At 55.4% G+C, this 18,865-nt stretch carries 18 protein-coding genes; 10 read left to right on the top strand and 8 right to left on the bottom strand.

The window, feature by feature from the left end; all coding sequences use genetic code 11:
- Positions 1 to 8 precede the first annotated feature (8 nt).
- Entirely contained in the window at positions 9 to 281 is a 273-nt protein-coding gene (locus ALMA_RS04680) for a DUF3017 domain-containing protein (protein WP_244568865.1), read from the top strand.
- Between the two features lie 65 nt (positions 282 to 346).
- Here the strand turns inward: ALMA_RS04680 and ALMA_RS04675 are convergent, their stop codons facing one another.
- Positions 347 to 1,324, bottom strand: a complete 978-nt coding sequence (locus ALMA_RS04675) for an MIP/aquaporin family protein (protein WP_094726560.1) — start codon at positions 1,322 to 1,324, stop codon at positions 347 to 349.
- 129 nt (positions 1,325 to 1,453) lie between these two features.
- On the opposite strand from ALMA_RS04675, the gene ALMA_RS04670 reads away from it, so the two are divergent.
- The 9 genes from ALMA_RS04670 to ALMA_RS04630 all read left to right on the top strand — a co-directional run bounded on the left by ALMA_RS04670 (position 1,454) and on the right by ALMA_RS04630 (position 13,262).
- Positions 1,454 to 2,230, top strand: a complete 777-nt coding sequence (locus tag ALMA_RS04670; RefSeq protein WP_086105817.1) for a pseudouridine synthase — start codon at positions 1,454 to 1,456, stop codon at positions 2,228 to 2,230.
- Positions 2,227 to 4,458, top strand: coding sequence for a bifunctional cytidylate kinase/GTPase Der (gene der, locus ALMA_RS04665; RefSeq protein WP_094726559.1), 2,232 nt, complete (start codon positions 2,227 to 2,229; stop codon positions 4,456 to 4,458). Before ALMA_RS04670 ends, der begins: the two co-directional genes overlap by 4 nt.
- Before the next feature lie 580 nt (positions 4,459 to 5,038).
- Complete coding sequence (locus tag ALMA_RS04660; protein WP_094726558.1) at positions 5,039 to 6,991, top strand: helix-turn-helix transcriptional regulator; 1,953 nt, start codon at positions 5,039 to 5,041, stop codon at positions 6,989 to 6,991.
- Positions 6,992 to 7,049: 58 nt separating this feature from the next.
- On the top strand, positions 7,050 to 7,457 hold the full coding sequence (locus ALMA_RS04655) for a hypothetical protein (protein ID WP_094726557.1): 408 nt from the start codon (positions 7,050 to 7,052) through the stop codon (positions 7,455 to 7,457).
- Positions 7,411 to 10,260: a DEAD/DEAH box helicase gene (locus tag ALMA_RS04650; RefSeq protein WP_169712307.1), complete on the top strand. Its 2,850-nt coding sequence runs from the start codon at positions 7,411 to 7,413 to the stop codon at positions 10,258 to 10,260. Before ALMA_RS04655 ends, ALMA_RS04650 begins: the two co-directional genes overlap by 47 nt.
- A gap of 122 nt (positions 10,261 to 10,382) precedes the next feature.
- Complete coding sequence (locus tag ALMA_RS04645; protein ID WP_086105821.1) at positions 10,383 to 10,730, top strand: RNA polymerase-binding protein RbpA; 348 nt, start codon at positions 10,383 to 10,385, stop codon at positions 10,728 to 10,730.
- Entirely contained in the window at positions 10,723 to 11,442 is a 720-nt protein-coding gene (locus tag ALMA_RS04640; RefSeq protein ID WP_086105822.1) for an HAD hydrolase-like protein, read from the top strand. The genes ALMA_RS04645 and ALMA_RS04640 overlap by 8 nt, the downstream gene beginning before the upstream one ends.
- A 109-nt stretch (positions 11,443 to 11,551) precedes the next feature.
- Positions 11,552 to 12,526 carry a hypothetical protein gene (locus tag ALMA_RS04635; RefSeq protein ID WP_148140257.1) on the top strand — a complete coding sequence of 325 codons (975 nt, stop codon included), beginning with the start codon at positions 11,552 to 11,554 and terminating at the stop codon, positions 12,524 to 12,526.
- Positions 12,527 to 12,650: 124 nt separating this feature from the next.
- Positions 12,651 to 13,262, top strand: coding sequence for a hypothetical protein (locus ALMA_RS04630; RefSeq protein WP_148140256.1), 612 nt, complete (start codon positions 12,651 to 12,653; stop codon positions 13,260 to 13,262).
- Between the two features lie 447 nt (positions 13,263 to 13,709).
- Here the strand turns inward: ALMA_RS04630 and ALMA_RS04625 are convergent, their stop codons facing one another.
- The 7 genes from ALMA_RS04625 to hisG all read right to left on the bottom strand — a co-directional run bounded on the left by ALMA_RS04625 (position 13,710) and on the right by hisG (position 18,815).
- Entirely contained in the window at positions 13,710 to 14,465 is a 756-nt protein-coding gene (locus ALMA_RS04625) for a MerR family transcriptional regulator (RefSeq protein WP_094726554.1), read from the bottom strand.
- A gap of 18 nt (positions 14,466 to 14,483) precedes the next feature.
- The gene (locus tag ALMA_RS04620; protein ID WP_086105826.1) at positions 14,484 to 14,921 is read right to left on the bottom strand and encodes an FHA domain-containing protein; all 438 of its coding nucleotides are present in this window, start codon (positions 14,919 to 14,921) and stop codon (positions 14,484 to 14,486) included.
- A 5-nt stretch (positions 14,922 to 14,926) separates the two neighbouring features.
- Positions 14,927 to 15,751: a DUF881 domain-containing protein gene (locus ALMA_RS04615; RefSeq protein WP_094726553.1), complete on the bottom strand. Its 825-nt coding sequence runs from the start codon at positions 15,749 to 15,751 to the stop codon at positions 14,927 to 14,929.
- Positions 15,752 to 15,763: 12 nt separating this feature from the next.
- Positions 15,764 to 16,096: a small basic family protein gene (locus tag ALMA_RS04610; RefSeq protein WP_086105828.1), complete on the bottom strand. Its 333-nt coding sequence runs from the start codon at positions 16,094 to 16,096 to the stop codon at positions 15,764 to 15,766.
- Positions 16,096 to 17,097, bottom strand: a complete 1,002-nt coding sequence (locus tag ALMA_RS04605; protein ID WP_094726552.1) for a DUF881 domain-containing protein — start codon at positions 17,095 to 17,097, stop codon at positions 16,096 to 16,098. Before ALMA_RS04605 ends, ALMA_RS04610 begins: the two co-directional genes overlap by 1 nt.
- Positions 17,090 to 17,728 carry a CDP-alcohol phosphatidyltransferase family protein gene (locus tag ALMA_RS04600; protein WP_377867002.1) on the bottom strand — a complete coding sequence of 213 codons (639 nt, stop codon included), beginning with the start codon at positions 17,726 to 17,728 and terminating at the stop codon, positions 17,090 to 17,092. Before ALMA_RS04600 ends, ALMA_RS04605 begins: the two co-directional genes overlap by 8 nt.
- 235 nt (positions 17,729 to 17,963) lie before the next feature.
- Positions 17,964 to 18,815, bottom strand: a complete 852-nt coding sequence (gene hisG / locus ALMA_RS04595) for an ATP phosphoribosyltransferase (RefSeq protein WP_094726551.1) — start codon at positions 18,813 to 18,815, stop codon at positions 17,964 to 17,966.
- Positions 18,816 to 18,865 lie beyond the last annotated feature (50 nt).

Here is an 18,865-nt window from a genome sequence, read left to right as displayed (position 1 = left end):
TACGTAGGGTGAAGACGAACACTCCCGATCACATCGAGCCATTATGGCCGAGCCTGACCACCGTAGCAGTGGTGATAGCGGCCGCACTCCTAGGCTGGTGGAATCACGTGGACATCGCCGCGTATCTTTTCTCACTGTATTCGCTCGTTCTCGGCACGTGTCGCCTCGTTCTTCGCGACCGCGCGCCGTGGAAGGTGCGTTCCGTCGGTTTTGACGTCTTCATTAGTTACGCGCTGGCCATCGGACTTGCGGTGACCTGTTTCAGCATAAGTTTGCTCTAAATACAATTTTCCCTCTCCCACAGTGATCACCACGGGAGAGGGAAAATTGTATATACGTAGAAAAACTACTCTTCGGTCGTCTCTACGGTCACCTCAGGAACGTCCGTCTCAGCAGCCTCAGCTTCAGTCTCAGCCTCAGCTTCCGCTTCCTTCTCGGCACGCAGAGCTTCTACAGCAGCAGCCGTCTCCGCACGCTGAGCACGCACGGAATCGCGGATGATGAAGCCGAATGCGACCACAGCAGCAGCCACGAGCGGTGCGACCCAGAAGACCCACAGCTGAGTCAGCGGATTCGTCGCCATGCCGTTCATCGCACCGAAGACCGCGATACCCGTGGCACGAGCTGGATTCAAACCAGCGCCGTCCACGAGGTAGCTGACCATAGCGCCCACACCATACGCAGCAGCGATAGCCATCACGTGATTCTTATGAGGAGCACCATTCGAACGGACAGTGGAGAAGAAGGCAGCCACGACCACGATGGTGAAGATGAGCTCCACCGCGATGGCCGCCTGAATGCCGAAGCTCAAGCCCGCATTCTGACCGAGCAGGGTAGCAGCAGGGTTATTCGAGTCGAAACCGTTCACGACGATGCCGAACCACGTCCTATGCGTGATGGACTGGGACGTAGGAGTCACCAAAAACCATACGCCAGCAGCTGCCAGAGCACCGAGAACCTGCGCGATGATGTACAGCACACCATCCAGCCACTGCGTCACACCCGTAAGGATGCCAGCAAACGTGACTGCAGGATTAAAATGACCGCCAGATGCGCGACCGAAGATAAGGCTCGCAGCAGCGTAGGCGAGTGCTGTGCCGAGTCCCACCAGTGCCAGCACAGAGGTCGAATTAATAATAGTACCCCAGGTGCTCAGCGCATAAATGGCGAACATCACAGCAGCCGAACCAGCAAATTCCGCACCTACGCGGACTACGCGGCTCGGGCTGAGCTCATGATGCGAGCACTTGTGATGATGAGCCTTCGCAGAAGTCTGTGCAGAAGGCTCTGGGGTCTGTGTCGTATATATTAAATTATCTGTCATAATACCTCGCTTTGAGTGAACGTAGTCATTCTATCAAGGCCATGGTCTATAATCAAAAGGAAACACATATTCTTAAGGTATCTCTCATGTTATGCAGGGATATCTTCTCTAGGTCACGTTGGGAGAACGATGCCACATCCATATTCTCGCGCGAAGAAAGCGCATGAAGAAAAAACAGATTCCGGGATACGCCTTCAGAAGGTCCTCGCCCAGGCAGGATTCGGCTCACGCCGCAAGTGCGAAATCCTCATTACGGACGGTCGCGTAGAAGTAGACGGAGAACTCGTCACCGAGCTCGGAACGCGCGTAGACCCTGCCAAGCAGGAGATACGCGTGGACGGTTCACGCGTACGCCTCACGAATAAGCACATCACTCTCGCCTTAAATAAGCCGAAGAAAGTGCTGTCTGCTATGGAAGACAAGCGCGGGCGCTGGACTCTGCGCGACATCATCGGAGACCGCTACGAGCGCGTCTTCCACATGGGGCGCCTCGACTATGATTCTGAAGGCCTCATCCTTATGACGGATGATGGCGAGCTCTCGCAGCACGTCATGCATCCGAAGTACGAAGTAGCGAAGACGTACATCGTCACCGTAGAAGGCCGCGTGGGCGGGGGAGTCGCGCGCCGACTCGTCACCACAGGCGTGCAGCTGGACGACGGCTGGATAAAGCTCGACCAGTGCACCATCCTCGACCAGACGCGCGACTTCACTATGCTGCGCGTGGTCCTGCATTCAGGCCGAAACCGCATCGTGCGCCGTATCTTCGGCTCGCTCGGCTTCGAAGTGGTGCGCCTCGTGCGCACACAGATAGGACCTATCAAGCTCGGCGAGATTAAGCCAGGCTCGTACCGTGTCCTCTCGCAGGCAGAAGTGGACTCTCTGGCGAAGGCGGTGGGACTGTGATCACAGTAGCTATAGACGGACCATCTGGAGTAGGAAAGTCCAGCACTGCACGTGCGCTCGCGAAGCACTTCGGCTACGCGTACCTCGACACGGGGGCGATGTACCGCGCGGCAGCGTGGTGGTGCCTGCAGCATGGGGAGACGCTGGAGGGCGTCGCGAGTGGAGACGCTAGTGCTGAAGAACGCCTGACCCAGCTCGTCGCAGATTTCTTCACGGAAGATCACTTCGAGATTTCTCTCGACCCGGAGCATCCAGGAGTCAGCAGCGATGGGGTAGACCTCAGTGAGGCTATTCGCTCGACTGAAGTCGCCTCGCATGTTTCTGCAGTATCCTCCATTATGTCAGTGCGCCACCTGCTCATCGCCGCTCAGCGCGCTTATATCGCTGGAGAGGAGAATCCTCAGGGCTTCTCGAATGGTGCGGGCATCGTGGTCGAAGGCCGTGATATCACTACAGTCGTGGCTCCAGAAGCTGAAGTGCGCGTGCTGCTAACTGCTCGCGAAGAGGTGCGTCAGGCGCGCCGCGATGCGCAGAACGCTCAGAACGCTCAGAACGCTCAGAACGGGGTGAGTGTGACGACTGAAGCGACTGCGGCAGCTATAAACGCTGCAGCAGCTGCGAGCACTCCACAGCCATCGACCGATGACGTAGCCGCTCGCGACGCTAAGGACGCTCAGGTCACATCGTTCCTCGAAGCAGCCGAAGGCGTCACGACCATCGATAACTCGGACATGAGCTTCGAGGTCACGCTTCAGTGTCTCATCGACATGGTGGATACCGCCATCGACGAGCAGCTCTTCGGAAATTATGTGGACCAGCTCAGCGAGTATGAGCTTGAAGAGGGAGACGAAGCCTACCTCACAGGTGATGATCTTACTGAAGATGACACCGAAGATGAGGTAGATGACACCGTCGGCGTCCTCGCCATCGTGGGTCGCCCGAATGTGGGTAAGTCCACGCTCGTGAACCGCATCCTCGGCCGCCGTGCTGCCATCGTGGAAGACACTCCTGGCGTGACTCGCGACCGGGTCACGTACGAAGCCGAATGGACGGGTACGCGCTTCCAGCTCGTAGATACGGGCGGATGGGAAGCAGACGTAGAGGGCATCGACTCCGCCATCGCATCCCAGGCGCAGATAGCTGTCCAGCTGGCCGACGCAGTCGTGCTCGTCGTGGATGGCTCCGTAGGCCTCACAGCCAGTGACGAGCGTATCGTCTCCATGCTGCGCGCCTCCGGTAAGCCAGTAACTGTCGCAGTGAATAAACTCGACACGCAGATGCTTGAGTATCAGGCTGCAGAATTCTGGAGTCTCGGCCTCGGCGAGCCTTATCCTATCTCGGCTATGCACGGCCGCGGTGTAGGTGACCTGCTCGACGTGGCCCTCGAGATGCTTGTGAAGGCAGAGCGTACCTCCGGTCTGCTCACTCCATCACACCTGCGTCGTGTAGCTCTCGTGGGCCGCCCGAACGTGGGCAAGTCCTCGCTGCTGAACCAGCTGTCTGGCGAGAACCGTGCTGTGGTGAGCGACATCGCAGGAACGACACGTGACCCTGTGGATGAAGTGGTCAGCGTGGGCGGTGAAGACTGGCTCTTCATCGACACCGCAGGCATTAAGCGCCGCCTGCATAAGCAGTCCGGTGCGGATTATTACTCGAGTCTGCGCACGCAGGCTGCCATCGAGCGCTCGGAGCTGGCTCTCGTCCTCTTCGATGTTTCTGTGCCTATCTCGGATCAGGATCTGAAGGTCATGAGCCAGGCTGTAGATGCGGGACGCGCGGTCGTACTCATCTTTAACAAGTGGGATTTGCTGGATGATTTCGGCCGTCAGCGCATCGAGCGCCTGTGGGAGACCGAGTTTAACCGCGTCACCTGGGCGCAGCGCATTAACCTGTCCGCAAAGACCGGCTGGCATACGAACCGCTTGAAGCTGGCCATGGATACGGCTCTCGAGAACTGGGATAAGCGCGTGTCCACGGGCCGCCTGAACTCCTTCCTCGGCCAGATTCAGGCTGCGCACCCGCACCCGCTTCGTGGTGGTAAGCAGCCGCGCATCCTCTTCGCCACGCAGGCATCCACGCGTCCGCCACGTTTCGTCATCTTTACGACAGGCTTCCTGGATCACAGTTACCGCCGCTTCATCGAGCATTCTCTGCGCGATGAGTTCGGCTTCGAAGGCACGCCTATCCAGATTTCCGTGAACGTGCGCGAGAAGAAGAATCGTAAGTAAGCGCTCACTTACTTTTGAAGGCGCCTTCCTTCTGCATGAGGGAGGCGCCTTTCCTATGCCAATTTTCCCTCTATCTGCCTCGCCCCTCCCGTCTCGAGGCCCTCCTGCGAGGTTTTGGGCGGGAATGACTGTCTCAGCAGTCATATACGCCCAAAATCAGCTACTCTCAGGCCGCACATGGTCATTCTCGCCCAAAACAGGCTTAGCGGGTATTCATAGACACAGTTTTGGGCGGAAGTGACCACTACCGTAGTCATTCTCGCCCAAAACCCCACCTCCTCACAGCCCTCATGGTCAGATATGCTCAAAATAGGGCAGGAGCTGGCCGTAAAGAAGACTTTTGGGCACATCTGACCATAAAGGTCAGGATTACCAGCGTCTTTTGAGCACATATGACCACGCCCATGATCACATCCGCCCAAAACCCCCACCCAGCGAGAAAAAAGCCCCGCTCACATCCCACTGTGGCACAGCTCACGGTGTCCACGGGGAGAGGAAATGTCCACACGAAGTGCATTTTTTAAAAAAATAATCTATACTAGTAAAAGGTTAATACGAATTCACATAAACGCGAGGACTGATGGCTGAAGGATCTTCTCACGGAAGGCGACGTTTTTCGGACAAATGGGGAAAGCATGAACTGGACGTACTGGCAGTACTGTCTTCTGCATTTCCACAGTGGCTCACTTCGAGGCAAATAGCGCAGCGCGTGAAGGCATACGCAGATTCATACGGCGAGCTAGCGGATCAGGCTGCGAAGGCAGCCTTTGCGAAGCAGTTCCAGAGGGATCGCGCGAAGCTCACTGCTATGGGCATCGCCATCGAATCTCGCCAGCCTGAGTATTCTTCGAAGTCGGAAGGGCAGGACTTTGCGTCGTACCGTCTTCAGCTCGGGGACGAGCCGAGGACGAGGATGCATTTCGAGGCGGAAGAATTGCCTATACTGGCAGCGGCAAACTATCTCGCACGCTCTCTGGCCATGTCTGCGAAGCCGGCGGAAAAGAAGAACGAGGATAAGCGCGCGCATAAGTCGTCGCGTACTCAGCCGCATGTCGCACAAGCGCCGACACCGGGTCTCGGCCTTGACTCGATAGCGCCGGGCCTGGGCACACAGTCCATCCCGGAGAATCTCATCCGCGTAGTGGATTCGCGCCGCTTTACGGCTACCGTTATGTTCGAGGGCGAGAGCATTAATGTGGCATACACAGACTCGGATGATTTAGCCACCTACGTGCTCGAGCATCCTGGCGCGACCATCGTCAGCCCGCAGGAAGCTGTGGACGCATTCGTGCGCCGTCTGAACGCTGCAGTGTCCTTCCGAGAGGCGGACGTGGCCCCGCAGGATACCACTCAGCTCATAGCTATCTCCGAGCTTGAAGAGCAGCTGGATTCCATTCCGGAAGATCCGGATGCTCCAGAGGCGAAGACAGATCGCAAGGCATCGCCTATCCAGACGGGGTCTGAGGTGGACCGCCGCCTGCGCCTCATGCTGTTCCTTTCTGCGCATCTGGGTGAAGAGTATCTGCTGAGCGAACTGGCAGAGCGCTTTATCGCCGTGCCGAAGACTCCTGAAGAGGAAAAGAAGAATGTGCAGACTATCCGTAAGGACATCGGCACGCTGACCACTGTATCGGATGATGGCGAGCTGGCAGGAAGTCAGTTCTTCGACATCGACTGGTCACTTCTGGAAGCTGAAGGCATCGTTTCTGCTACAAATTCGCTGGGTCTAGAGCGTCTAGCGGGCGTGTCGCCACAGTATCTGAGTTTGCTCACTGCGTCGATAAGCTACCTCGCTCATTCTCCGCTCATGTCCGACGCAGACCGCAAGAGCGCCGACGACCTCTACGACCGTCTCTTGGAGGAAACCTCAGCTCCGAGCGACGCTCCATGGCTGAGCCTGACCGGATATGAGCTAGAGCCTGCGAGCTACCAGGTGGTCAGCGATGCTATATCGCGTGGGAACCTCCTGGATATGGACTACACGGATGGAGCAGGACGCACGCGCCATAAGCTCGTAGCTCCTGCGAAGATATACGTGGACGAGGGCGTGTACTATGCGGCCGTCTGGACGGGAGTGAGCGAAGAGGACCGCAAGGTCCCGAGCTCTCGCGCATATGATGCAGATGTGCCGCGCCACACTCCAGTTCGTAATGCTGAATCTGCCAAGTGGCAGACGCTACGTCTCGCCCGCATAGGCCGCGTGGAAAGCGTGGAGCCGAAGCATGACATAGCTGTGCCGGATGTACCACTGGCAGAGCTTCGCGAATGGAACTTCGAGAATGGGACCCCAGCCGTCTTCGTCACAGATACGAAGAACCTGCCATTCATTTTCTCTCTTCCAGATGCGAAGGTGGAAGACTTCGGTGAGGGACAGAAGATTCACCTCACTGTATCCTCCGACTCTTGGTTTGTAGCCTTCTGCATCGCGCACGCTCGCCATATCAGCGCTGTGGGACCAGCCACTCTGCAGACCATGTGCGTAGCGCGCGCAGAGCATGAGCTGAGTATGAACACACCGACGGCTGAAGACTAGAAACGACGCCGAGTAAGCAAGTAGGTAAGTAAGCGGCTAAGCGATAAGAGTAACGGATATGGTTCCAGTATGGGTATGGGTGCTCCTGTGGATATTCCTCTTCGGAAACTTCGCGTATGGAGTGTATTACGTCTTTCGACACGGTCTGGACGCTGTGGCGAAGGCAGGGCAGACCGGATCTCAGATAGCCGAAGTCCTCGGTCAGCTGAGCGACTCTGAACTCGACACTGCCCGAAAGGCAGCTGACGAAGACCCCACTCCTTTCTTCGCACGCCCACTAACGGATGCTACCGACCGTTACACTCGCACGCGTGAAGCTGTAGAAAAAAGCCACCTGCGTAAGGCAAGTCGTCATGATGATGCGCTGAAAAGGTGGGATGGGTACTCTCAGGAAGAACTTGAAAGCATAGCAGGAAGAATTGAACACACAGCAGAATCCAGCGACGAACGGGCGCACTACGAGTAACCAGACGAGTAACCGAACGAGTAACCAGGCATCCACAGACGAGGAAAACTTGAGCCCAGCCGCGCGCTATGCGGTATTTCGAGCACGTCAGAAAGCGAGCCGAACGCTGACCGCGCAGTTCGCGCAGTCGCTGAGCTTCGAGCTCGACGCATTTCAGAAGGACGCGTGCGAGGCTCTCGAAAACGATCATAACGTACTCGTCGCGGCGCCGACGGGGGCCGGAAAGACCGTCGTCGCGGACTTCGCCATCTTCCTCGCGCAGCACCATAACGTGAAGGCGTTCTACACGACGCCTATCAAAGCGCTGAGTAACCAGAAGTACCACGAGCTGGCGGATGTGTACGGCGCAGAGCGCGTGGGCCTGCTCACGGGGGATATGTCACTGAATGCGGACGCGGACATCCTCGTCATGACCACAGAAGTGCTCAGAAACATGATTTACGAGCGCTCTACGAAGCTGGAAGCACTGCATTACGTCATCCTCGATGAGGTTCATTACCTGGCTGACCGTATGCGCGGGCAGGTCTGGGAGGAAGTAATCATTCACTTACCTCAGTCTGTGCGCATCATCGGACTTTCAGCCACCGTCTCGAACGTGGAGGACTTTACGGCCTGGATTCGCTCTATCCGCGGAGACACGACGCTCGTGATGTCCGAAACGCGCCCGGTTCCACTTCTTCAGCATGTGCTGCTGCAGTCCGAGCCGAGTAAAGAGCCGCAGGTGTTCGACCTGTATGCATCTTCTGAGGGCAATTCTTCTGATACTTCCACTGATCCTTCTTCACGGGACACTTCACGGGAACGGTCACTCCTGAACCCTTCGCTTATTCAAGCTCTCCAGAACCTCGACCAGGCTGCACGCCAGAAAGCGGAGGAAAAAAGACCGTCGTTCAGCGCAAGGAATGGCAGCTCGCGCGGTGGGTATCGCGGTGGGTATAAGGGGCGCAAAGGTCGTCCCGGCCGAGCCGGCCGCATGCCCGGCCCTATCCGCCACTACACCCCGAAGCGCTGGGCTGTGGTGGATGAGCTGGACTTCCTCGGCATGCTGCCAGCCATATATTTTATCTTCTCTCGAACTGGATGTGACCAGGCTCTCGCACAGTGCCTGCAGGCAGACCTCGACCTGACCACGGAAGCAGAGGTACGCGAGATCCGCCGCATAGTAAACGAGATGGTAGATGGCCAGCTCACTCCTGACGAGAAGAAGGCACTGCACTTCCATCAGTTCGTCGCCTCACTCGAGCTCGGCTTCGCGAGTCACCATGCGGGGATGATTACACTCTTCCGCCACATCGTCGAAGCACTCTTCGAGCGCGGTCTCATTAAGATAGTCTTCGCTACGGGTACTCTCGCTCTGGGCATTAACATGCCAGCGCGCAGCGTGGTGGTGGAAAAGCTCGAGAAGTTTAATGGCATGGGACATGTGATGCTCACTCCCGGTGAGTTCACGCAGCTCACTGGCCGTGCTGGGCGCCGTGGTATCGATACCATAGGACACGCAGTAGTGGTGGATCATGCAGACTTTTCGCCGCAAGCCGTAGCGAATCTCGCTTCGAAGCGCGTGTATCCGCTTCATTCGAGTTTTACGCCGACTTTTAATATGGCGGTAAACCTCCTGAACACGCATACGCTCGCTCAGACGCGCAGTACGCTGAATAAGTCCTTCGCACAGTGGGAAGCAAATGAGTCTGCAGATGGCCTGTCCTCTCAGATAGAAGCGGCATATACCACTACACGCCAGTATGAGAAGGCTATGGCATGTGAGATGGGAGACTTCGCGGAGTTTATGCGCATCCGCATGGACCTTTCCGAGCTCGAAAAGCGCGACCGTCGCATACTGAAGGCCACTATTTTCCCTTCGGAAAAAGCTCGAAAGAAAGCATTCGCAGCACTCGATAAGAAGATATCCATCCTGCGTTCGCGTGAAATGCGCCACCCATGCAAAGCCTGCCCAGACTTCGAGCAGCATATCCGCTGGGGACACCGCTGGGCTCGCCAGACGCGCGAACTCGAGCGTCTCGAAGATCGCCTAGAGTGGCGCACACAGTCAGTTTCTCGTCGTTTCGATAAAATCTGTGACATCCTCCATACGCTCAATTACATCGAAGAAGTGGGAGAGAGCAGTAGCGTAGACTGGGATGCTACTGGGCAGGAGCACGAGCTCGATACGATGAACGCCCTCCACGTCAACGAGTCCGACGGGCAAACCACCATATCCGCCACCTCCGCCACATCCTACACGCTTACCGCACGCGGCGAGCTCCTACGTCAGCTTTACAGCGAAAATGACCTTCTGCTCGCACAATGCATACTCGATGGCATCTTCTCCGACATATCTGCAGAAGAATGCGCTGCCTTAGTGAGCGGATTCGTCTACGAGGCGCGCCGCGATGCTGGGTCTGAACCAGCTCACTATCCAGGAGGCGCGCAGGGGACACTCGCCACAAAAGTAGCGCAGATAAAAAGCGAGGATACATCACTGCGATTTGTGTGTGAGTCTTTCGACTACGAGCCGACCGCACAGCTGGACTTCGGCCTCGTAGAGATTATGTTTAACTGGGTTACGGATAAGCCGCTGAGCGAGGTTCTCCGTACGAGTGGCATAGGCAGCGACTCGGAACGCCACAGCCGAGCCGCCCTGACGGCCGGGGACTTCGTCCGCGCATGCAAGCGAGTGTGTGACGTTCTCCAGCAGCTCGCTCACGTGGCGCGAAGCCGCGAAGATACGAGGCTGGCTGAAGTGGCCAGTAGAGCGTATGACCTCGTTAACCATGGCATCGTGGCGCTGAACCCGCTGGACTAACCCGCTGGACTAACCCGCTGGACTTTTAATACACAGGAATACCACCAGACTGAGAAAGTGGGAATATTTCCCTCGTCGGTGAGATTGTGTACGGTAGATACTAACGATATGAAGGAGACATCATGGCAGAACGCAGCCTCAGAGGCATGAGTATAGGCGCGAAGTCGCTCGAATCAGACAGTAATGTCGAGTTCGCTGAGCGTAACGAAGTGGCATACATCTGCCCGCGTGGCCATAAGACCATTCTGCCTTTATCTTCGGAGGCGGAACCACCGAAAGAGTGGGAGTGCCGCTGCGGTCAGACGGCGAAGCTCGCCACCGCTGAAGATGAAGAGCCAGATGAGATAACTAAGCCTACCCGTACGCACTGGGATATGCTCCTGGAGCGTCGTACGGAAGAAGAGCTAAAAGAACTGTTAGATAAGCGCCTGCAGATGAAGCGCGAAGGGTGGTTCCCAGATTATGAGTAATCGTCGCATTATTTTACTCGACCTCGACGGCACGACTGTCGAGTCCGACACCGGCATCCTCGCCTCGGTGCGCCTCACATATGAACACTTCGGTAAGGAGCTTCCGTCCGAGTCTGAGCTGAATAAGTTCATAGGTCCACCGCTGCTGGATTCCTTCTCTGAGCATGGTTTCGAAGAAAATGCGCAGGAGGCTGTGGACTTCTTCCGCGAGTCGTACACGAAGCCATACTTCGATGACCCGCAGAGCCCTGGTCAGATGATTCCTGGCCTGTACCTCAGCCGTATGTACTTCGGCTATCTCGGTCAGCTGCAGAAGCTGCGCGAGGCAGGCTACGTACTTGCTGTAGCTACAGCGAAACCTCAGCGTGAAGCTATCCGCCTCTGTGAGCACATAGGCCTCGAGTACCTCGTGACGGGCATTTATGGCGCTTCTGAGGGGTCGGACACGAGCCGTCTGCATAAGTCTGAGGTCATCACGTATGCGTTTGAAAAGCTGCATTACGATGAGTCTGCTGGAGACCGCGCTGTGATGGTGGGAGACCGCTGGACCGACATCGACGGCGCGCACGAGAACGGCATTCCTGCCATCGGCGCTGGCTGGGGATATGCAGCGGACGGCGAGTTCGAAGAACATAACTGTGATGCTGTGGCTGAGACTGTGGATGATCTGTTCGACACTGTAAACGACGTTTTCGAGAACATCATTCGTTAGTTTTTCGCTCGTTTCGAAACGGCTGAGCAGGGGGAGACCTTCTGTTCAGCCTTTTTGCTACTCTAGTACCGTTTGCGTTTCCTGCGAGAGTATAAAAGAGTATCATATTATGTCCAATTCTTCCGCATCTTTCAGTCATCCTCGCCGTCGAACGATGATTATCACTTCCAGTATATGTGGCATAGCGCTTGTGCTTGCTGGAGGAACTTTTTCTGTTCGTCAGTCGCGTGTGTCGGCGTGTGTGTCGGTGAATGGTGGGTATGAGTCGGCTGTTTCTACGTGGCAGGCGAGTGTGAAGCAGGCTGAAACTATAGGCGAGAAGGTGACGAGCGCGGATAGTGTGGCTGATGTGAGCGTGTTTACGGATTTTAGTAAAGCACGTTCGGTGAAGGTTGCCGAGCAGAAGGCGCTTAATTGTGGTTTGGGTCTCGTGTCTATGTGGGGGTTTGACCCGTCTAGCCGTCAGGTGGAGACTGAGCGTATCGTGAAGGCTACGAGCGCGTTGAAGACGGCTATAGGGCGTGTGGAGAAGTCGTATGAGGTGAAGCAGGTAGAGGTTGCGCGCGCTCAAGCACAGCAGGTTCTCGACACTGCTAACCAAGTCTACCAGTCTACGGATGGTCAGGTAGCGGATAATGCTACACGCGACTCTCTGAAGACACTCATCGACACGTTGCAGAACACGCTGAACGACAAGCAGGCGACCGTAGAAGCCCTCCAGAAAGCAAGCCAGCCTATCCAGTCCGCGAGCGATACGGTCAACCAGAGTGTCGAAGCCAAACGCGTAGCAGACCAGAAAGCACGAGAGCAAGCAGAACAGCAGGCACGCGCACAACAGGCTCAGGCGAACGCTCAGCGCGCACAGCGCAACACCACACGCAATATGGGGCGAAGTGCAAACAGCGCTCCCCGTAATAGTGGCGGTGGAGCAGGCTCAGCACGCGCAAATACTGGGACAAACACACCAACACCAAGCACACAGAAGTATAGCCAATTTGATGGGATGTCACTGGAAGACTTTGAAAAAGCACAAGGCGTGAGTCCGTGTGTTGCGGCTGGGAATTGTAATCTCGCTGTGGGTTAACACGTTTTAGTCTTGCCCCTCATAGTTCTTTAACACTGTGAGGGGCGTATCCATAACAAAAATCTAGTTCAGGAAAGGGAAACAGAAAGGGAAAAGTATGTCTTTATTTGCTCGACATAAACCCGTGAGCACGCGCATACGTCAAAGCCTTCTCAAGGTGGGCGTGGGCGTTCTCACGGTATCGTTAGCACTAGGCGGTCTCGCTTATGCAGACACCACTCCGTCAACCCCGAATAATAATACGGGTGGTGGCGGTTCTACGAACGGTAACCAAGGCTCAGGAAACTACACATCAACCGTTGTGTGGGCAACAAATGATAACTTCGGTCCAGCTAATGACGCTACGGTTCTGAACGTTCTTACGGGCACGCTTGGCGGTAAAGCGTGGAACGATACGAATACGCATATTCATACCGCTACCGAGAACGCGCTTAATGAGTGTGTAAATAACTACGCGACTCGTCATAACGGGGATAGGAACGCGAACTGTCGAGTGTTTGGCGTGGGAGCTGTCAAGAGTAGCGATAACACTATCGCTAATGCTACAGGCGGACACACAGAGCAAACATGGAGAAATGCATGGAATGCAGAAGTAGGAACTAAGACATACGCGCATAACGGGGCTGTTTATAAAACTAATGTTCCGTTGAATGGCGGTGTAGATACTATAAATAGCCTTGCATACCGTGAGACGTCGGGTGGTAACCGTTCCCTCGTGGTTATTGTGTTGGCGTAAGACCAGCCACGCGTGAAAGAACCGCCAAGCCCTCCAGTTAAGCGTATTGAGCAGGGCATTAGCGCTGACCGCATGCGCAACACAACCTTCATCACCACGGGTACAGGAGTCGGTGGAGAAGCCCTCTGGTTCAGCGATACGATAAACCCAAACGGCTTACACTACACAATAACCGACCAGAGTGTCTGGGATACCACTACAGGCGCAAACATCAGCAACCAATTCACCTACAACACGCCAAACGGGCAGACACCAGCAGGAAACCGCGCAACCGCCACATGGAACGCAAACGGACGGAAAGTAGAAAAATTGAGTGAGAACATTATATGTGCAAGCACCCGCATAACATGTCAGAAATGATCCACTAGACATAAAGAAAAAATTGCAAAAACAAACCCGCCCAAATGTCCGATAATGTACGTTATGTCAGAAAACGTAGTTTTTCCTTTACAGCGCTGCTCCCTGCACCCGCGCACGCTTCTGTTTCTCGAGCTTCTCTCGCATACGCTGCTCAGTCAGGTCTGCCACATCACGCACAGAGAACTCCGAACCGAGATCTAACCCATTCGTCTCATCGACCATCTCGGCGCGATGCATCGCTTCAGTAGCATGTGCACGCGTATTATCCGCTTTGCTCACAGATGTTTCTGCTTTCAGTGCGGCTGAAATCTCGTGCCACATGACGCCCACAGACACGCCGAAGACGGCATGCCCATCACGCATGAGATCCAGCATCTCCGTCTCATTCGTGCACTCGTATATGCGCACGCCATCACACATGATGGTCACATTTTCCAGCTGTCCTATGCGGCGCTGCTCAAGGTATGCCAGTGCCGTCGTTACGTTATTCAGGTTCACACCCGCATCGAGCAGCTTTTTCGCCACCGATAGGATAACGATGTCCTTAAAGGAATACAGTCGCCGCGAGCCGGACCCAGACGACGGCGTGACGCTCGGCTCGACGATGTGCTTGCGGGCCCAGTAATCCAGCTGTCGGTATGTGATGCCCGCCACTTTAGATGCGATTACTCCCCGGTATCCGACTTCTTCCTCGTCGGATTCCAGTTCGAAAAGCGCTCCCTGAACAACCCCGCGACTACTCAGGTCTTCACGGTCCGCCAGACGGACGTGCAGGCTCAGCTGCGGCTGCTGGGACTGCTGCGACTGCACGGCATCCTGCGTGAGTTCTGCCTCGTCTACCATCAAAAAATCCGCGTATGCCTACGCCACACTCATGGCCGACTTCATAAAATACACGAAGCGGAAACGACCTATGATAATCTCATCCCCGTTCTTCAGCACGGCGCTATCCACACGCTCACGGTTTACATACGTTCCATTCAGGCTTCCCGCATCCGAGAGCACATACCCCTCAGGAGTTCGCGTAAAGACGGTATGCTCACGCGAGACGGTATTATCATCCAGAATGATGTCACTGGCCGCATCACGCCCTGCACGCACTACATCCGCGTCGAGAAGATAGCGCGAACCTGCGCCACTGCGCGTAGCGATGAGCAGTGCTGCCCCATCCCCGAGGCGCGAAATCGTCTCCACATCTTCTGCAGTGAGCGCCCGCTCACCTGTCGATGTCACCGGCATCGTGATAGCCGGCATACCTATTACTGTCGTTTCACCTGCTGTAGGAATCGATATATCCATAACCTTTATTCTACTGTCTGTGCGTACTTATATTCAAAACTGTGTGCCAAAGCCGTAATGTCTACTTTACTTTTCTGGACCACAGTTACTGTGGAACCATAGTTTACACGAAGTGACGAGCCTACTCCACCACTAATATCTATGGCGTTCTGCAGCGCGGTCTTATCCCCTATGGCTTTTATCACATACGGAGCTTCGAGCAGGACTCCATCCGAAACGAGACCCGTTTTCGTGTCTGTTACGTAGGTGGAGGTTACCACGCGCACGTCCCCTATCTGGATTACTTCTGCGCCCGCATTTCGCAGCTCTTCGATGACGGTAAAGAGGGATGCCGCTGATACGTCTTTCTTCGTACCCTGGGAGATAGTCACCTGAATCCCTGGCCCGTATGCTGCTGTGCTTCCGCTGAGGATGTCGTTCGCATCCTTGTTCTCCTGGGCGATGCGTTCTATCTCCTGCTGCTTGTTATTCGCTGTCTGGATAGAGTCGAGCTGCTGGCTGAGCTGTGTACGCTGCGTTTCGAGCCTCGTTATCTGATTATTCGTTTCGTCGAGCAGTGTGACGAGTTCGGACTCGCTGAGCGCATCGTAGGAGGTGTTCGTAATGCGCTGCTGTGCCATGAACGCATACCCCACGCCCGCTCCGAGCGCTATAAGTATGAGAGAGCTGACGAGGCCACGTGTGTGCCTGTTATGGCGCAGCTCGCGCAGAAACTCGCTCCACGACGATATGGTGGAGCTGGCCGCGCGCGAAAGCTTACGTGGCTTTTCGACCACAGGAAAGACGCCTGTTTGCGTGCTGTCTGCTTCTTTTTCGTTTTCTTCTGCCAATTTTCCCTCTTCCTACGCGCTAAAGATAAAGCGGCGGATAGCAGATACGTTCGAGAAGATGCGGATACCAAGCACCACTATCACTGCAGTGGTCAGCTGCGAGCTCACTCCGAGTAAGCTGCCGATATAGACGAGAAGCACAGCCGTCAGCACATTCGAGAGGAAGGAGATGACGAATACGCGGTCGGAAAAATTGCGCTCAAAAAACGACCGTCCGGCACCTAAAAGCGCGTCCAAAGCCGCGACGACCATAATAGGCAGGTACGGCTGAAGCCATACCGGAACATCCGTGTGCACGAAGATGCCCACGACTACCCCGACGATAATGCCCAGAACTGCTGCCACTACCCTTCTCCTTTCCGTGCATACTCAGTTACTACTGTACTCGCAGCCGGTAACTGAAGTCCACGCGAATGCACTACACTCATGTCTATATTCTGAGAGCGGAACATGCGTGCCGTATTCCCCTCGGCCTGAACCTCAGCCTGCAGGTCAGACGCATCGCCTATAGCACGCACCACATACGGGCTCTGCACGCCGGACACGCCCACGAGGATGGTATCTCCCGCCGCACGGATAGCCGTCTGCGGGCCCAAACGCTGATCATTTACACTAATAGCCTCTGCACCGCCCGCCCACAGGAGCGCGACGACCAGCTGAAGCTGCGCATCAGTCACCCTGCCCTTCGACTGTCCTTCCGTCACACGGCCCTGCGTCGCCTGATTCGACGCATCCATAGGATTCATGAGCGTAACTGTGACTCCATCTCCCCTGACAGCAGTCTGCCCTGTCAGGATATTCACATCCCGAAGCTTCTGCACGGTTCTCAAGTCCGCGCGCGCCTGACGGGTCAGCTGCGCTATCTGAGCCTGCTGCTGCTTAATGTCATTCTCTATACTCTGCGCATGATTCGTAGCACTCGTCACCTGAGCTGCCAGCTCGGTGCGTACCTTCTCTCGAGAATTCCCCTGAAGATTTCGCACTATCTGCGTCCCAGCCACGCCCACGACCACGCACAGGAGAAATGAGATGACCTGCGTGACGATACGCTGAAATGGCGTAATGGTATGCGCGGTGAGGGTAGAATCCTCGAACATGGGGTCGAGAGGATGGCGCATAAGGTCTTCGAGAAGCTGCGATGAACTCTGTCGCTTATGATTCTGAATGGAGCGCACATCGTGCTCGCGCGCCATACTCTCCTCATCGATGCGATGGCGACCGAGTTTTTTCGCATCACTGGAAAATGTGGAGCGCACGCGCACGGGACGCTGCTCAGACTCTGGAGGGATAATGCTCGGGACAGGAGTACTGCCATTCTCGTCGTACAGGCTATCTGAACTAGCCACGATAACAGTCTTTCCGAATGAGCTTCACACCCTGGTACATATAGATGAATCCCCCCACCCAGTACAGGCTAATCCCCCAAATAGCTAAGGCCAGGCCCGCATATTCGAGGATGGAGAAAAGAGTGGACGTGCCCATGCCAGAGATCATGAGTAGCGGGATATCCGCCATAATCATGGCCGTGGCCGTCTTACCCACGAAGTGCACCGGAAGTGGACCATAGTTAAACTGAGCGAGAACAAGCACAAGGATGCTGAGAACCACTTCGCGAGAGCCGACTATGATAATAAACCACCAGGGAATAATGCCCGCAAAGCCGAGCGCCAGGATGGAGCAGAAAATGAGAAGACGGTCTGCTATAGGGTCGAGAATCTGTCCGAGCTTCGTAATCTGATTCAATGAGCGGGCCAGGAACCCATCCAGCCAGTCCGTCAGAGCGGAGATAGCCAGCATAATGAGACCATAAACGAGATGCCCATGGTCGATGAGTATAGCGATGAGCGGAATAGTGAGCAGGCGCAGAAGGCTCACGAAATTAGGCCAGGTAACTATCCTGTTACTCGGCCTGAGGCTCAGCGTCTGCGCATCCTTTTCGCTGGGAATATCTTTCTCATCCTGTCTCATGTCTGTCATCGCTTTTATTCTACTCCATGCGGGCTATGGTGCACGGGCGTGGCGGCTGGCGCGTGTCGGATGGGATGGTTCTGATTCGAAAAAATGCGACTTTTCTAGAAGTTCGTCGATTTTTCGCGGATCACACCGTCTTTTTTTCGATAGACTTCTAGAAAAGTCGCATTTTTTCATCGGGTAGGCTCTACGACGCCCTACGACGCCCTATAACGTCCCCTCCCCGAGAGACCAAAACCCACTACATACGCGAAGCCTGAATGCTCGTAATGATAATGGCGCGCGCCCCTACGTCGTACAGCTGATCCATGAGCGTATTCATCTGCGAGCGTGGAACCATAGCGCGCACAGCTGCCCACTGTGAGTCATGCAGTGGGGACACAGTAGGTGACTCAAATCCTGGCGTAATGGCCACAGCCTGCGCGACCTTCGCCACCGGGATATCGTAATCCATCAGTACATAGCTATGTGCGGTAAGCACACCCTGGATGCGGCGCTGGAACTTAATGAGATCACGGTCAGACGTATCCACGCGAGGTGAGCGTACCACGATGGCTTCTGAAGTGACGATAGGGTCACCAAAGATATGCAGTCCAGCGTTACGCAAAGTGGTCCCTGTGGAGACCACATCGGCGATGGCATCAGCCACACCCAGCTGTACAGAAGACTCTACAGCCCCGTCGAGGTGCACGATCCGCGCATTCAGACCACGACCAGCCAGATAATCCGCCACGACCTTGTCGAAGGACGTGGCTATGCGCTTTCCATCCAGATCTTCTACAGTCCGGATAGAGCTTTCGTTCGGCGCTGCGAAACGGAAGGTAGATGCGCCGAATCCCAGTGCCATGTGCTCTATGGCTTCAGTCTGCGAGTTCAGCAGCATATCGCGCCCCGTAATACCCACATCGATAATGCCACTTCCCACATATACTGCTATGTCAAGAGGACGCAGGTAGAAGAGCTGGATATCATTTTCCTCATCCTCGACGACGAGCTGACGTGGATTCGAGCGCAGCTTATAACCTGCTTCTTTCAGCAGATCCCAGGCTGGCTCGGAGAGCATGCCTTTATTCGGTACAGCTATCTTCAGCATATACAGAGCCTTTCAGAGGAAAACGCGTAAAAACCGCAAGGAGTTCGGGT

It is taken from the genome of Alloscardovia macacae (genome assembly GCF_002259705.1).
GTDB lineage: Bacteria > Actinomycetota > Actinomycetes > Actinomycetales > Bifidobacteriaceae > Alloscardovia > Alloscardovia macacae.
Note: the sequence above shows the minus strand (reverse complement) of the source record. Positions and strands in the feature narration are given on the sequence as shown.

Bases quoted from the DNA above. Each gene is read 5' to 3' on its own strand.
- ALMA_RS04675 (WP_094726560.1), bottom strand. From the start codon at position 1,324: ATGACAGATAATTTAATATATACGACACAGACCCCAGAGCCTTCTGCA.
- ALMA_RS04670 (WP_086105817.1), top strand. From the start codon at position 1,454: ATGCCACATCCATATTCTCGCGCGAAGAAAGCGCATGAAGAAAAAACA.
- ALMA_RS04660 (WP_094726558.1), top strand. From the start codon at position 5,039: ATGGCTGAAGGATCTTCTCACGGAAGGCGACGTTTTTCGGACAAATGG.
- ALMA_RS04655 (WP_094726557.1), top strand. From the start codon at position 7,050: ATGGTTCCAGTATGGGTATGGGTGCTCCTGTGGATATTCCTCTTCGGA.
- ALMA_RS04645 (WP_086105821.1), top strand. From the start codon at position 10,383: ATGGCAGAACGCAGCCTCAGAGGCATGAGTATAGGCGCGAAGTCGCTC.
- ALMA_RS04640 (WP_086105822.1), top strand. From the start codon at position 10,723: ATGAGTAATCGTCGCATTATTTTACTCGACCTCGACGGCACGACTGTC.
- ALMA_RS04635 (WP_148140257.1), top strand. From the start codon at position 11,552: ATGTCCAATTCTTCCGCATCTTTCAGTCATCCTCGCCGTCGAACGATG.
- ALMA_RS04625 (WP_094726554.1), bottom strand. From the start codon at position 14,465: ATGGTAGACGAGGCAGAACTCACGCAGGATGCCGTGCAGTCGCAGCAG.
- ALMA_RS04620 (WP_086105826.1), bottom strand. From the start codon at position 14,921: ATGGATATATCGATTCCTACAGCAGGTGAAACGACAGTAATAGGTATG.
- ALMA_RS04600 (WP_377867002.1), bottom strand. From the start codon at position 17,728: ATGACAGACATGAGACAGGATGAGAAAGATATTCCCAGCGAAAAGGAT.
- hisG (WP_094726551.1), bottom strand. From the start codon at position 18,815: ATGCTGAAGATAGCTGTACCGAATAAAGGCATGCTCTCCGAGCCAGCC.